Below are 13,148 nucleotides of genomic sequence, written 5' to 3' on the forward strand. Positions count from 1 at the left end.
AAGGCCGATGACCTGGCGGCTTTCGCCATTTTTTCGATTGGAACCGGGTACTGATGCCCGATTGCCTTGTTAATCGGTGGGTTTCGCCTCAACTGGGCGCACCTGTGCCCTGAACCGGTGGCCCCGGAGAGGTAAGCATCGCGAGACGACGTAGGTTTTGAACGGCTGCTGCAAGCGTGAATTCGTCTGCTGCACCAGTAAGTCCGCGTAGCCGCAAGCGGTTGGTCTTCAAAATACGTTTGAGGTGTGCAAACAGCACCTCGACTTTCTTTCGTTCGTGACGTGAGCGCTGGTACTGCACGGTGGCGCCGATACGCCTGGCTACATCGCGTGCATCCTCGTGAATGCTGCGAGCGATCTTGCGCATCGGCGTATTGGGGCAGCATCGGGGCTACATCGCGCACTTACCGCAGTCCGTGTTGCTGGCCCGGTAGATTACGGTGCCCGCCTTGGTGACGTGAGTGCGTTCGATCATGAACATGCGCCGCTCGCTGCGCAGTGCATGGCCCTCGGGGCAACGATATTCGTTGGCCTCGCCATCCCATTCGAAGTCGCTGCTCGATAGACTGTCGTCCTTGCGCTGGGTTCTGTCCCAGACGGGGACGTGCGGCTCTATCCCCTTGTCTTGCACCATCCACGCTAGCATCGGCGCCGTGCCGTAAGCGGTATCGCCGATGAGTCGATCAGGGATGATGTCGAATCGTTCCTCGACACGATCCACCATCGTCTTGGTAGAGTCCACTTCTGCGGTGCGATGTGCAGGGGTGGCTTCGACATCGAGGATCACGCCATGCTCGGTATCGAGCAGATAGTTTGTCGAATAAGCGAAGAATGCGGGACCGCCAGGGGCGGCCGTCCACTGTGACTGCGGATCGGTCAGCGAGATTCGCCGGGGAACGGATTGTTCGAACGCTTCGTCGTCGAGCGCTTCGAGATACTCGCGCACGGCACGCGTGCTGAGTGCGGGGTTCGACCAGTCAGTGGCCTCACTGGCAGGAACACCGCGCTGGCGGCTAGCATCAGCAGCCACGACGCTGGCATCGACAGCGAAGCCTTCGCCTTTGACTAGGCCCACAGCCATGCAACGGCGGACCACTTCATCGAACAACCAGCGGAAGGTATCGCTGGCGCGGAAACGTCCATGTCGGTTCTTGGAGAAGGTCGAGTGATCGGGCACTGCATCCTCGAGGCCGAGACGACAGAACCATCGATATGCAAGATTCAGTTGAACTTCTTCGCACAGACGACGCTCGGAGCGGATGCCGTAGCAATACCCAATGATCAGCATCCGGATCATAAGTTCGGGGTCAATGGACGGACGGCCCGTATGGCTGTAGTGCTCCGCCAGGTGTTGGTGGAGGTTCTTCAGATCCAGACAGCGATCGATGGCTCTAAGAAGATGGGTCGGCGGAACGACGTCTTCAAGGTTGAAAGCGTAGAACAACCGCTCTTGCCCGCTCGCTTGATGACCCATCATGTCGGTGCTCTCCGAACTCGTTGGCGCTTTGCAAATTCTGCCAGACGACCGAGACGGCCGCGAGTTTTTCAACAGAATCGGCCATAAGCGGTCGCCGGCCATCCGCGGCGGGTCGAGTGGCGTGACAGTCACCGCATCCATGACACTGCGGACCCTTGCATGCAGTGCTTAAAAGATGCTGCATCAATCTGTCGCACTGAGAGCTACCTCAACAGCCTTGTAGGATGCCACAGCGAGAGTGCCCGCGGCCCCGCTCAACGTCAAATATTTCTCATTGCTCTTCATTTCTATGCGATAATTCGTCAATTATTGGAAAGCATAAATGCCCGCTATTCATAGGAAGACCGCAATAAAAAGTGACGACCTCTCAGAATTGGAAGAGGATTTCGCTATTTTAGCGCAACTCGCCGCGTCGGAGTCGCCTGACGCGGTGCGCCTGCTGCTCGCCAAGATGGTACGCAAGTACAGGATGTCGCACCCCGTTCTCGCTAGCCGCTTCGGCGAGGCGCTGCGGGCAACCCCAACTCGCAGCGCCTCACAGTCGGTCCTGCGTCGCGTGATGCCGGATGCGGCCGCGGAAGCGATGACGTTGCCGATTGACTCGGATTCGCGGAACTCATTGATTCGGGTGTTCGACGATCTAGAGGGTCTGGAGCCGCCACTGCTCACCGATGAACTCGACCGCGGAATTCAGACAATCATCAAGGAACGGCAGCAGAGGTCGTTGCTTGAAACGCACGGAATGCTGCCGACCCGTTCGGCGATCCTCGTCGGTCCGCCGGGAGTGGGCAAGACCCTTTCAGCCCGCTGGATTGCATTTCAACTGGGCAAACCACTGTGGGTGCTCGACCTCACCACTGTCATGAGCAGCCTATTGGGAAAGACCGGTAACAATCTTCGCGCCGTGTTTGACCATGCCAAGCGTTCCGAAGCCGTTCTGCTGCTGGACGAAGTAGATGCAATCGCCAAGCGCCGCAGTGATGAGTCTGATGTCGGAGAACTAAAGCGGCTGGTAACCGCAATCCTTCAGGAGGTCGATGCGTGGCCTTCCTCTGGCCTCCTGCTCGCCGCGACGAACCACCCCGAGCTGGTGGACCCGGCGCTGTGGCGGCGATTCGACCATGTGTTGCATTTCGACAAGCCTCCTGCTGGTCTGATGGAGACTGCGGTTCGTCGTTTCCTGGGCAGCGCCCAGGAATCCTTTTCCGGCGTGATTCCCTTACTCGCGTACTCCATGGAAGGATTGTCGCTGTCGGACGTCGAGCGCGCCATCGCGGCGCTGCGCAGGGCCGCACTGCTGGACGAGGTCGATCCGGTGGACCTGGCAATGTCGCTTGCCGCCCAGCACGCCCACAAGCTAGAGCTTGGGCAGCGGCGCGAGCTGGCTGTACGACTCGCCAAGTCGGGCTTCCCCCACGACAAGATACGCGCGCTTACTGGCGTGTCGCGCGACACCATCCGCAAACACGCCGGCCCCTCTGCTGTTCGTGGCAGACCTAGAAAGGACACTTGATGGCCACACGTTTCATCATAGGACGCGGTGAACTACTCACCTATGACATCGACCCCCCGCCGATGATTGCGGAGAAAGTGCGGCCCTACACGCTTGCGCAGGCGCGTCAGCATTTGATGCCGCAGGTCCTGCAGGCGTTGAGCGACATCAATGAACTGCCCAGCGCCGCGTGCCCCGACGGCTACGCGGTCGCCAAGTTGGACCTGCATCCGACCTTCATCGCCAAGACGTTCTTCCCGAAAGGGTTCCTGCGGCAAGCGGGTCTAACATCCGTAGGAAGCAAGACCATCCGCAAGAAACCGCGCGTCGAGTTGCGCAAGACGGCACCCGAGGAGTCCGATACGACCCAGCTGTTTGTGGCAGGGCGGCGCGACACCTTCGCCCGCCTGCCTGGTGTGATCGCGTCACTTCAGGAACTCACAGGGCCAGCTTTGCAGTTCGCTGAAATCGAGGACATTGCCGCAATGGACTCGGCCGACCGCGTTCGCCACGGCGTAGCCGATGCTGCCGAGGATGTCTTTGAGGTGGGCCTGCACCTTCTGCCAGACGGCGGGCCCGCTCGCACGCAGCACGCCTTCGTTGCCTACGCCGAGCAGTGCGGCTTCAAGGTGCATACGGAGCTAGCGATTCCGGTGGGCGGGATGATGTTCCTGCCCGTCCGGGGCAATGCCGAGCGCCTATCGGAACTTGCCCAGTTCGCACTGATGCGGGTCGTGCGCCCGATGCCGCCGCTGCGCAGCTTCCGGCCGTTCATGCGCGCTACGTCGCTGTCGGTGCCCTTCGAGGTGCCGCGGGCCGAGCCGCTGTCCCGAGAACCCACGGTGGCGGTCCTCGATGGTGGTCTCCCTTCGCAGCACGTGCTCGGCCAGTTCGTGGAGAAGTATGTCGAGTCAGATCCTTCCGGTAACGACGTCACCGAGTATCTTGACCACGGTTTGGGCGTGACATCCGCGGTGCTGTTCGGTCCGATTGAGCCAGGACAGGCGGCCGCTCGTCCGTACTCTTACGTCGACCACTACCGGGTGTTGGACGACCAAACCGGCAACGAGGACCGGCTGGAGCTGTACAGAACGCTGGGCCACATCGAAGAAGTGTTACTGACCGGGCAGTACCAATTCATCAACCTCAGCCTGGGCCCCGAACTACCGATGGACGACGATGATGTCCATGGCTGGACGGCACTTATCGACAGCCTGCTGTCCGACGGCGAAACGCTACTAACGGTTGCTGCTGGCAACAATGGCGAGCAACCGTCGCTTGGTGGCTTGAATCGCATTCAGGTGCCGGCCGACAGCGTGAACGCTCTTTCGGTCGGCGCTTGTACACACACCGGAAAGTCGTGGGCTAAGGCGGGCTATAGTGCCGTCGGACCAGGCCGCAGCCCAGGTCGCCGCAAGCCAGACGTAGTCGCCTTCGGCGGCTGCCCCAAGGAGTACTTCCATATCGCTGCGACCGGTCACCGCCCCACGCTGTCCACGACGATGGGAACGAGTTTCGCCGCACCGCTGGCCTTGCGCAGCGCAATCGGCGTGCGCGCCGTGCTCGGTGAGGCGGTCAGGCCGCTGACGATCAAGGCGCTCGTGATCCATGCTTCGCATGCACATGACACGGACCCAGCGGAGGAGACGGGCTGGGGACGCGTGCCATCAGATCTGAATGAGCTGATCGTGTGCGGCGACGGAATGGCCCGCATTGTTTATCAGGGGCGCCTGAATCCTGGCAAGTTTTTGCGTGCGCACGTGCCCTTGCCGAAGGGGCCACTGGAAGGCATGGTGAAGCTGACGGCGACCTTCTGCTATGCCAGCCCGGTCGATGTCGAGGATGCAGCGGCGTACACCAAAGCCGGCCTGAAGATCACTTTCCGACCGCATTCGAGCAAGTCGTCGGGTAAGCAGGTCAAGACGCGGTCGTTCTTCTCCTCGAAAGAGTTCCGCACCGAGCAGGAGGAAAGGGCCGACCTGGGCAAGTGGGAAACCGTCCTCCACGCCAGCCACACGATGCGTGGCACGAGCCTGCAGGAGTCCACTTTCGATATTCACTACAACGCGCGCGAAGGCGGGGGGCAGGCTAGTGCCGGCAGCGAACTCATTCCATATGCCTTGGTGCTCACCGTGGAGGCCCTCCGCCACACGAACCTGCACGAGGAGATCCTGCAGGCCCATAGCGTGCTGAAGGCACTTGAGCCGAAGATCACACTGCCGATCCGCATTGGCGATCAATAATGAGGTGAATATGACCAAGTCCGTAAAACTTTCCAACGGCCGGCACTGGCGCACTCAGAGTGAAGCCATGGATCATTTCAAGGGAATGCTCTTCCGCAGCACCCTGGGTGAGCGTGTCACGGACGTCGACGACCACTCCGATCTAGCGGCATTACTGCAGGTCTATGACAGCGTGCTACCTCCAGGCGCTGCCACGAAGGCTGGCGCTGGTGTCGCCTTCTTCTCAAAGCAACGCAATCGCGGCGAGGGTTGGAGCAGCGACGGCTTTCACGTGCATCGGGTAGACGGCACCCAAATCGACTTCAGTTACAAGGAAGCCGTCCGAGTCGCTTCAGGTCGGCCTGGCTGAGCACGGGCGCCTTCCAATCCATCCCGCGATGGGTCTCAAAATGACCACAGTTCACGCAACAGCGTGCCGTACGGGCCCATAATTACAGACGAAAACCAAGATGTTCTATTCGCGAAAACTTAACCGAGAAACCGGCCTCGTTGAGGTGTGGGAGTGCGAGTGGTCAAATCCCGGCACGGGGATGGCCAAGAAGGAGTTTCTCAAGAGGCTCGGTAACGAGGAGGATCTCGAACTCGGCCTGGACCATCGTGACTTCTCCGCTGCTTCAGCAATCTGTTGGGCTGCCGGGCGGACAATCGGGAATATCGCAGTCAGTTCCGAAGAGGTTTTTGGCCATTTTGAAGGCAAGTCAGGAAACGACGCGATCCTTCCCTGTCACATCATTCCGTGCGGTAAATTTCGCAACGGCGCCAAGCGCTGGTATTGCAAAACGCACCAAATGCACTGGGGCACGATAGCTGACCGCGAAGCACTTCCCCCTACGGGCGAGGTGCGTTGCAGCAATCACGCGATGCCCATGAGTTACGTCGTCGACCCTCTCGTGGTCGATTTCAACGAATTCGAGGAAATCGGCATCTGGTGCTCGCTGCCGCCCGCACTCTCAAGTCGCCCAATTGAAAAACGGGCACCGAAAATCCATGTTCACAAGCGCTTCGCCGGGGTGGAGCGCAAAACTCTTGATCGCGATTTCGACGCGATTGTGTGCTCGTACAATCAGGATGCGGGGCTATTCGCGAGTACGGAGATCACCCACATCCAGGTAACCCCGCCTGCGGCATTTGAATTCGTGCGTTCGATCGAGACTAAGGCTGAAGCCGATTGCGTGACCTGCAAGAAGTGCGGATATCCGCATTTGGATCTAGGAAGTTTTGCCCGCCATCCACACTCGAAGCATTTCTGCGGCAACTGTGGCAACGATAGCGTCATCAGTGCAGGGAAAATCGTTTCTACACCACTCAAGCCGCTTCATGATCAGTTTCACCGCGCGAACGAATACATCCGTCCCGAGCGCTCGATCAATCTGGACGAGTACGACGGACATCACTTCGACATTTGGTCATCGACTCCCGCTGTATTGTGGACCGCCAATCGAGCGCAAGAGCAAGGTATACACGTACACATTTATCAAGGCGATGGTCCTCGCCGCATCATCGACGAAACCTTCGGCGAAGTGATCTATCGCGGACGACGGTTGGACCGAAAAATACTGTGGCAAAACATGACCGATAACACGCTCTATTGAGCGCACAGGTGCACGTGATCCCTCTTCCTTTGGGCAGTTCGCAGTCCAGACTACGGCGCGAGCCGATTTTCACAAAGCGAGTTCCGCCCCAGGATAGTCGTCACTATTTCCGAGTCCAGTACCCGGGGCCGAAAACATATTGCCAACACTTTCCCCTTTGACTCGCGTCGAACATGGCGTTCCATTCGTGCGCAAATTATCTGACCATGCGGGTTAAGTAGATCACCCGTTCAGGAGTTCACGAAGGCTTGAGCACGGGGCATCCATGTCTCTTGAGGGTCGGATGCGGTCGGTCGTGATTTGCGGGACGGGGAAATCGCTGAATCTTGTACCGGAAGTGGCCGTTAGTGTGAGGTGGCCAGCCGCACTCGATTGGATGCTAAAAGGGAGCGGCGCTTTGGCCGCTTGCTCTTCTGCACTTTTTTCGACGCCTGTCACTGCGCGTAGACATGGAGTCACAACGGGTCGACAACAGGACGCACCATGTCGACACCATGTCACAGCTCGTAGACGCAGCGTCACGTTCCATAGACGTAACGTCACAAGAGGGCCTATCGCGACGCCGAAATCAGCCTAACCCGGCATTTGTATACGCGGGCACTAGCGTCAAGAGTCAAGCCTAGCGCAGGTTTCGCGGTTTGAAGCCTTTTTCGTTGTCATACAAAAGAAAACCACTCTGCGCAGAAAAAACACAAGAAAATCAGAAAGATGACCGCACCCGCAGGGTGCGTCCTGTGTGGTGGCCTTAAGGGGCCCGACGCCGCCCTGGCGGCGGGGACCTTAAGGGCGCCGGTGAGCGTCCGGGGGACGCTCACATCGTCCGACGGACGGCCCCGCCGGCGCAGCCGGTGGGATCAGCCGCCCCGCACAAAGCCACCGCCTCCACAAAGCAAATGGGCCACCCGAAGGTGGCCCATTTGCTTTGGCGCAGGTTTAGCGCGTAGGTATAGCCCGGTGCTGGTCAGGTCAACTGGTGAGTCTCAAGCCAGTCCCTCAAGGCATTGTTCATGCGCGTCTGCCACCCCTGCCCAGTCGCCTTGAAAGCAGCCAGGACCTCTACATCAAGACGAATGGTGGTAGCGGATTTACGCACGGCCGCAGTGCTTCCGACAGGCCGGCCCCGGCGGCGCGCCGAGATTTGCTCCGGCGTGTGGACGCGGGCGTACCGCCCCGCAACAGCCTGGTCAGCACTGCGCAAGAGCGCGGCTTCGAATTCAGCCACTTCGGGATCAATTTTCTTGGGCATCGAATTTCTCCTTCAATTTCGCCAGGACGGCAGCCGAGATGTTGTCGAACTTCGCCTTGGCGTACACAATCAGCAGCACCACTTCGCCGTTAGCCAACCGCAAGTAGTAGATGACCCTCGCGCCACCACGCTTTCCCATGCCGGCGCGAGACCAACGCACCTTCCGGCACCCTCCCGAGCCAGGAATCACGTCACCCGCCTCCGGGTTTGCCGCGATCCAATCCACGAATGCCTCCCGCTCGGATTCGCTCCAGACCTTCTCGGCCCAGGCACTAAATTCGTCGGTTTCGATAACGGTTAGCATGATTTAATTGTACTAACAATTTAATTGAAGGGCAAGCCCTACCCATCTGACCGCCGTTCACCTGCGCAACGCGAGCAAGGCCGCCTTCGGACGGCCTTGCATTGGAGGGCGTCGCGGGTTACGCCTCCATCTCGCCCATTGGGTGTTCAACCGGCATTTCGATCTCAAGAGGTTGAACGCGCATCATTTCAGGCACCCAGCCGTTCCCTTCCAGCAGTTGCTCGGCTGCGGCAGCGGCCTGGGCCTTCTTCATGGCAAGCAGCGGCTTCGCCTGCTCTGCATCGAGCGCCTCGGTGACCACCGCCGCAATTCGGTCCTTTGACACGTGGGCAAGGTAGGATTGCGTGGTCGGCTTCCACCACTTGGCCATGTCCAGGCCAATCACTGCGCTCAAGCGGTCAAGGTGACGGGGTTCTTCACCATAGGCATGGCTTTGGCGGCGGTAAATCGAAACGCTGGTAAGCACAGCCAGCAAATCGATGAGGTCCGCGTGCGATTGCTTCAACAGCCATGGCAGTACCGCCGCGCCGTCTTCTGGAACCTGCTTCGTCACGGCCTCAATTTGAGCGTGGACCGCCGACCAGGCCGCACTTTCCTTGATGCCTTCGTCCGTCTTCGCCAGTTCGTAGTGTGCAGTCCGAATCGAAAGATCGAACGTGTCTCCGGCGCTGCTGCGGCGAGTCCTGTCGAAATCACCCAGCATCTGCTCGATAAGCAGGCTGAGCGCGAGCGTCGGGCGAGCCATGATTTCGGCCTGGAGGGCAATGACGCGCTGCGATTGGAGCCGGTTGGTGAGGGCCTCGGAATGCACAGGACGGGTCATGACGGGGGGCAAGTCCACCCCCGCCGTCGGCTGGCCGTCTCCGTCGCCGCTGCGCATGGCCTGGGCCACCGCGTCACGCTCGTCCTGGCGGATCAGGCCACGGGTGACGGTTAATTCGCCTTGATAGTCCAGGTGCACAATCGCACCGCACAGGGCTTTCAAGTCGGCCGGGTAGTTGTAAAGCTCGGCCCGGATTTCCCGGATTTGCCCTTCGTAGCCGCGAATGACACCACGAACCTTGTCCAGGTCGGCATCGTCGTAGCCGTCAACCTCTTGCAGTTCAGCAAGCTTCGGCCGCGCCGTTTCGATCTTCTTTTGCAGTCCGTCGATCAGCTTGGCCAGGGCCTTGCTGGGCTCCTGGTGGACGCGCTGAATTTCGCCAAACGGCTTTTTGTCCGCATACTCGAAAGACACGCGGCATTCCACCCACAACCAGCCCTCTGCCTGCACCGCTTTGAACAGCTTGGATCGCTGCATCTTGGCATCGGCCATGCTGCGCGCCTTCTCCGGATCGGCGAGATAGGCGTCGTTCTCAAAGAGGTCCCGGCGAACCTCGCCGCCCGCCTTCTCGTATGCGGCGACCGTCACGTACCGCGCCAAGGGCGAATCGCCGCGCATTTCCGTTTCGGCCAGCAACTGGCGAATGTGGTCATCGCGGTTCCAGTATTGGCCCGCCGACGCCTTCCATGCCGCCTCCTGGCGGGCATGGTCAGAGACAGACGCCAGCGCCTGCATTTCGTCCATCTTGATCTTGCCGTCCCGGAACAACTGCATGAGCGTGGGTGACACGCTACCCAGCGCCAGCAGCTTCTTGACGGCCGACTCCGACGCACCATGCGCGGCGGCGATGGCCGCCACCGTCCAGTTTTCGGCCCGCAGCCGCGCATATCCCGCATACACGTCTGCCGGGTGCATCGCTTTGCGTCCGACGTTTTCGATCAGGCTGGCGTGGTGCGCATAATCGCCCGGAATCACGAGGCACGGGACCGGGTAATCGGCGGGAAAAACCCCGTCGTCGATCAGCAGGCCGAGGGCCGTCCAGCGCCGGCCGCCCGCGCACACCTCATAGGAACCGTCCGGCGCGGCCACAACAACGAGGTTCTGCAACAAACCGCCCATCGCCTGGATAGTAGCTTTCAGTTCAAAAATCTCCGCGTCCTGCTTGCGGTCCTGCGCGCCACGGGCTTGATACGTGTCGCTCAGACGCAGTTGCGAATGGGGGATATCCATGCGCGTTGCGGCGGCGTGAACGGCGGCGAGTTCGTTGGAATCGAGGTTCATGATTGGGTTCCAGTCGTTATCGAGATCAGTGCAGTTGGGCGGGGACTTCGGCCGCGTCGAGCGCGGCAATGAGGGCGGTAAGCTGGCGCATCGTCATCGCGGGGATGCGAAAGCTCAGGCCCAGCCGATGGGCGCGGCGCATGTCATGCGCCAATCTGATAAAGTCGTGGTTCATCACGATTCTCCTTTTGACGGGTGGGTCGAGGTGCAAGCCCCTATCGGTTGCAGCCGAGTAGGGGCTTTTCGTTTAGTAGCCGAGCCAGTTCAACAGGTCGCGCCCGCGATACAGCGGGTGGTTTCCGTGATCGGCGAAAAAGCCTTCGGCGCTCAGTTGATGGTCGCGAATCTCCTGCATGACTTTGAACCGGGTCAGCACCGCGTCCTCTGCCACGTCCCTGTCGCGCAGGCCGTGCGCACCAACCGGGCCGGTGTCCATCAAGTCGGCCAGCATTTCGATCAGCTCCGGGCGATGGCCTTCCCATGCGATCAACTCGTTCTCAACTGTGACGGTCAACACGGGCGCGGACGAGAAGCCTTTGGCCGAGAGGGCGGCTGCGTAATCCGTGGCGCTGCGCAAAGTGAACTTGATCCCACGATCGGTCAGAGCGACTTTAGAAAGGTCACTTTGGGCGCAAGCGGGCCGGATGTAGAGCACGACGTTAGTAGGCATTTGGGCTCCTTGTCAGAAAGATTCGGGCAAGGTCCAGGTGTAGGCGTGATCCCATCCCTTGGACCAAGAAGCCGCCAATTCCGGGACATCCGCGAGCAGCGGCGGGACGTCAGTCCAAGCACGTCCGGCTTGAAAGTCGTGGTAGCCGTCGCCCTCTGCGGCTTGCATGGCGGAAATCGAGTCGCCTTCACGACCTGCTTTTGCCCATCCAAGGCGGGCGTTCAAGCCGCGAAGAAAAACTGCAACCGGCTTGGAGTCATTTGCAATCTGTACGGTGTTAGCCATGGAATTTCCTGTGCAATCGTTTGGTTTGAAGTGCTGACCTGGACTGAAGATTCCGAGCCCCTGCGTAGGTTTTCGAATCGGGTTTCGCAGTTCGGCGGCTGCGCGTTGTTTGCCGCCCGTCCTGTTAGTTCGTCGCCCTTGCCGTGCTGGATCACGGAGAGACGACTGGAAAGGGCGGGCGCGGATGCCGCATGCGGAGCGCAGGCCGAAGGCCGAGCACCGAACGGGAGAGCACCCGGCGAAGCGAACCCTTGGAACGAGGAACGCAGTGATACAGTCGGCGGTTTAGGGCGGCGGACTTACAGGACAGGCATTGCGCCTGCTCGATAGCGATCCCGAGTCGGCCGCGCGGCGAGCGCCCCAAGCCCGTAGGGCTCAAATTCGGCCGAAGGCCGTGGGCAAGCGACAGCGCGCAGCGCCGCCAGGCCCGATGCGTAGCATGAGAGCCCGGCCCGTAGCCGTCAGGCGTAGGGACACGCCCTAGTGTCTCTTCCGGTAGTGATCCACCATCCCGGCCAGGTAGGCGGCCTCCAGGGCATCTCTAATGCACCAGACCGCTTGCCCCCGAAAATCCAAGCCACTTTTTCGGGTTTCAAGCGTCTCCAAAAATAGATGCTCGCGTGCAATACGCAACAGTTCCTGCTGCGCACCTTCGGAAAGTGTGGGTTTTTCCATGGTTTACTCCATCTCCAGATTGGCCAGAATTTCGCGGGCAAAGTCGTTGAGATGAATTTCGCCATTCGCTATGGCGACCACTTCGAGATGCGGAAGTGATTCCAGTACCTTCTCCATACGTCGGTCCACCTCCCTGCGGGCAAGTGCCGGCCATCCGCGATATTCGGCAATGGTCACCAGACCATCACGGTTCGTGCGCCCGTACCCCCGCATGAAAGAAGACAACCCCTCCAAATCGATGCTCTTGTGGTTCATGCTGCGATCCTCTCTTGCTGGGCCAGATGTAGACGCTCCACCGCGGCCGCGTGATATTTCGGGTCCATTTCGATCCCGTAGAACCGCCGTCCGACCTGGCGGGCGGCAACGCACGTCGAACCGGAACCAGCAAAGGGATCCAACACAATGTCCCGCGGGCGGCTGAAAGACTCAATCAGCGGCGCCAGGCACCCGACGGGCTTTTGCGTGGGATGGTGGCGGTTGCCGCTGTACTTCCACTGCATGACGTCCGGCAAGGGCTCGGCCGGCAACGCCGGCTGGCCCTTAGCCAACAAGTACGCGGACTCATGCTGATACGCCAGAAATCGGGCCTTGGATTGGTACTGCTTTGCGAAAACCAGGTGGCCGACAACGCGAAAGCCGGCGGCGCGCCAGGCCGCAAAGAATCGGTCAACACGATTCCAGCCGTAGAACGAAATGCAGAAAGCGTCATCGCGAAGGACGCGGAACATCTGCGCGAATGCGGGCGCCAGCCACTCATCAGTACGATCGTTCGCAATGCTCCGGCCGGAGCGGTCCACGTAGTTGACGAGATATGGCGGATCGGTCAGCACCAGGTCGACGCAGCGATCCGGCAAGGTGGGGAGAATGGACAGGCAATCGCCCAGGACAACACGACTCATGGTTGGCTCCTTGCGTGCAGCAATGTCAGCCGATCTGCATTGCACTGCACGGGGCATGCGGGCGCAGCCCATGAGAGCGCGGTCAAGGGACGTGGAATAAATAGTGAGCGTAGCGAACGGTTTATGCCGCGAAAGCCCTTGAAGATGGGCCGCGGCTACAA

General features: G+C 60.1%; 13 protein-coding genes and 1 pseudogene. 4 read left to right on the forward strand and 10 right to left on the reverse strand.

Features of this window, described 5'->3' with window-relative positions; translation table 11 throughout:
* Window positions 1–88: 88 nt before the first annotated feature.
* Window positions 89–1,477: pseudogene (locus K2W61_RS06370) on the reverse strand (transposase).
* A 322-nt stretch (window positions 1,478–1,799) separates the two neighbouring features.
* Between K2W61_RS06370 and K2W61_RS06375 the strand changes: the two are divergent.
* The 4 genes from K2W61_RS06375 to K2W61_RS06390 all read left to right on the forward strand — a co-directional run bounded on the left by K2W61_RS06375 (window position 1,800) and on the right by K2W61_RS06390 (window position 6,804).
* Window positions 1,800–2,990, forward strand: a complete 1,191-nt coding sequence (locus K2W61_RS06375) for an AAA family ATPase (RefSeq protein WP_236755243.1) — start codon at window positions 1,800–1,802, stop codon at window positions 2,988–2,990.
* Window positions 2,990–5,212 carry a S8 family peptidase gene (locus tag K2W61_RS06380; protein WP_236755244.1) on the forward strand — a complete coding sequence of 741 codons (2,223 nt, stop codon included), beginning with the start codon at window positions 2,990–2,992 and terminating at the stop codon, window positions 5,210–5,212. Before K2W61_RS06375 ends, K2W61_RS06380 begins: the two co-directional genes overlap by 1 nt.
* A 10-nt stretch (window positions 5,213–5,222) precedes the next feature.
* Entirely contained in the window at window positions 5,223–5,561 is a 339-nt protein-coding gene (locus tag K2W61_RS06385; RefSeq protein WP_236755245.1) for a DUF3223 domain-containing protein, read from the forward strand.
* Window positions 5,562–5,661: 100 nt separating this feature from the next.
* On the forward strand, window positions 5,662–6,804 hold the full coding sequence (locus K2W61_RS06390) for a hypothetical protein (protein WP_125285059.1): 1,143 nt from the start codon (window positions 5,662–5,664) through the stop codon (window positions 6,802–6,804).
* 961 nt (window positions 6,805–7,765) lie between these two features.
* Here the strand turns inward: K2W61_RS06390 and K2W61_RS06395 are convergent.
* The 9 genes from K2W61_RS06395 to K2W61_RS06435 all read right to left on the reverse strand — a co-directional run bounded on the left by K2W61_RS06395 (window position 7,766) and on the right by K2W61_RS06435 (window position 12,987).
* Window positions 7,766–8,050, reverse strand: a complete 285-nt coding sequence (locus K2W61_RS06395; protein WP_054490081.1) for a BrnA antitoxin family protein — start codon at window positions 8,048–8,050, stop codon at window positions 7,766–7,768.
* Window positions 8,034–8,354: a type II toxin-antitoxin system RelE/ParE family toxin gene (locus K2W61_RS06400; RefSeq protein ID WP_236755246.1), complete on the reverse strand. Its 321-nt coding sequence runs from the start codon at window positions 8,352–8,354 to the stop codon at window positions 8,034–8,036. Before K2W61_RS06400 ends, K2W61_RS06395 begins: the two co-directional genes overlap by 17 nt.
* Before the next feature lie 118 nt (window positions 8,355–8,472).
* Entirely contained in the window at window positions 8,473–10,458 is a 1,986-nt protein-coding gene (locus K2W61_RS06405) for a ParB/RepB/Spo0J family partition protein (RefSeq protein WP_236755247.1), read from the reverse strand.
* 25 nt (window positions 10,459–10,483) lie between these two features.
* A complete protein-coding gene (locus K2W61_RS06410; RefSeq protein WP_236755248.1) occupies window positions 10,484–10,633 on the reverse strand; it encodes a hypothetical protein in 150 nt (49 codons plus the stop codon).
* Window positions 10,634–10,705: 72 nt separating this feature from the next.
* Window positions 10,706–11,128, reverse strand: a complete 423-nt coding sequence (locus K2W61_RS06415; protein ID WP_236755249.1) for a thioredoxin domain-containing protein — start codon at window positions 11,126–11,128, stop codon at window positions 10,706–10,708.
* 12 nt (window positions 11,129–11,140) lie between these two features.
* On the reverse strand, window positions 11,141–11,413 hold the full coding sequence (locus tag K2W61_RS06420) for a hypothetical protein (RefSeq protein ID WP_236755250.1): 273 nt from the start codon (window positions 11,411–11,413) through the stop codon (window positions 11,141–11,143).
* Window positions 11,414–11,893: 480 nt separating this feature from the next.
* Window positions 11,894–12,088 carry a DUF6900 domain-containing protein gene (locus K2W61_RS06425; protein ID WP_236755251.1) on the reverse strand — a complete coding sequence of 65 codons (195 nt, stop codon included), beginning with the start codon at window positions 12,086–12,088 and terminating at the stop codon, window positions 11,894–11,896.
* 3 nt (window positions 12,089–12,091) lie between these two features.
* The gene (locus K2W61_RS06430) at window positions 12,092–12,343 is read right to left on the reverse strand and encodes a hypothetical protein (protein WP_236755252.1); all 252 of its coding nucleotides are present in this window, start codon (window positions 12,341–12,343) and stop codon (window positions 12,092–12,094) included.
* Window positions 12,340–12,987 (reverse strand): DNA methyltransferase, encoded by a 648-nt coding sequence (locus K2W61_RS06435; RefSeq protein ID WP_236755253.1) that lies wholly within the window; start codon window positions 12,985–12,987, stop codon window positions 12,340–12,342. Before K2W61_RS06435 ends, K2W61_RS06430 begins: the two co-directional genes overlap by 4 nt.
* Window positions 12,988–13,148: the final 161 nt, after the last annotated feature.

Source organism: Achromobacter pulmonis (assembly GCF_021733725.1).
Classification (GTDB): Bacteria; Pseudomonadota; Gammaproteobacteria; order Burkholderiales; family Burkholderiaceae_B; genus Achromobacter; species Achromobacter pulmonis.

Coding starts and splice junctions, on each gene's coding strand:
- K2W61_RS06400 (WP_236755246.1), bottom strand. CDS start 8,354: ATGCTAACCGTTATCGAAACCGACGAATTTAGTGCCTGGGCCGAGAAG.
- K2W61_RS06430 (WP_236755252.1), bottom strand. CDS start 12,343: ATGAACCACAAGAGCATCGATTTGGAGGGGTTGTCTTCTTTCATGCGG.
- K2W61_RS06425 (WP_236755251.1), bottom strand. CDS start 12,088: ATGGAAAAACCCACACTTTCCGAAGGTGCGCAGCAGGAACTGTTGCGT.
- K2W61_RS06390 (WP_125285059.1), top strand. CDS start 5,662: ATGTTCTATTCGCGAAAACTTAACCGAGAAACCGGCCTCGTTGAGGTG.
- K2W61_RS06420 (WP_236755250.1), bottom strand. CDS start 11,413: ATGGCTAACACCGTACAGATTGCAAATGACTCCAAGCCGGTTGCAGTT.
- K2W61_RS06410 (WP_236755248.1), bottom strand. CDS start 10,633: ATGAACCACGACTTTATCAGATTGGCGCATGACATGCGCCGCGCCCAT.
- K2W61_RS06385 (WP_236755245.1), top strand. CDS start 5,223: ATGACCAAGTCCGTAAAACTTTCCAACGGCCGGCACTGGCGCACTCAG.
- K2W61_RS06435 (WP_236755253.1), bottom strand. CDS start 12,987: ATGAGTCGTGTTGTCCTGGGCGATTGCCTGTCCATTCTCCCCACCTTG.
- K2W61_RS06415 (WP_236755249.1), bottom strand. CDS start 11,128: ATGCCTACTAACGTCGTGCTCTACATCCGGCCCGCTTGCGCCCAAAGT.
- K2W61_RS06395 (WP_054490081.1), bottom strand. CDS start 8,050: ATGCCCAAGAAAATTGATCCCGAAGTGGCTGAATTCGAAGCCGCGCTC.
- K2W61_RS06380 (WP_236755244.1), top strand. CDS start 2,990: ATGGCCACACGTTTCATCATAGGACGCGGTGAACTACTCACCTATGAC.
- K2W61_RS06375 (WP_236755243.1), top strand. CDS start 1,800: ATGCCCGCTATTCATAGGAAGACCGCAATAAAAAGTGACGACCTCTCA.
- K2W61_RS06405 (WP_236755247.1), bottom strand. CDS start 10,458: ATGAACCTCGATTCCAACGAACTCGCCGCCGTTCACGCCGCCGCAACG.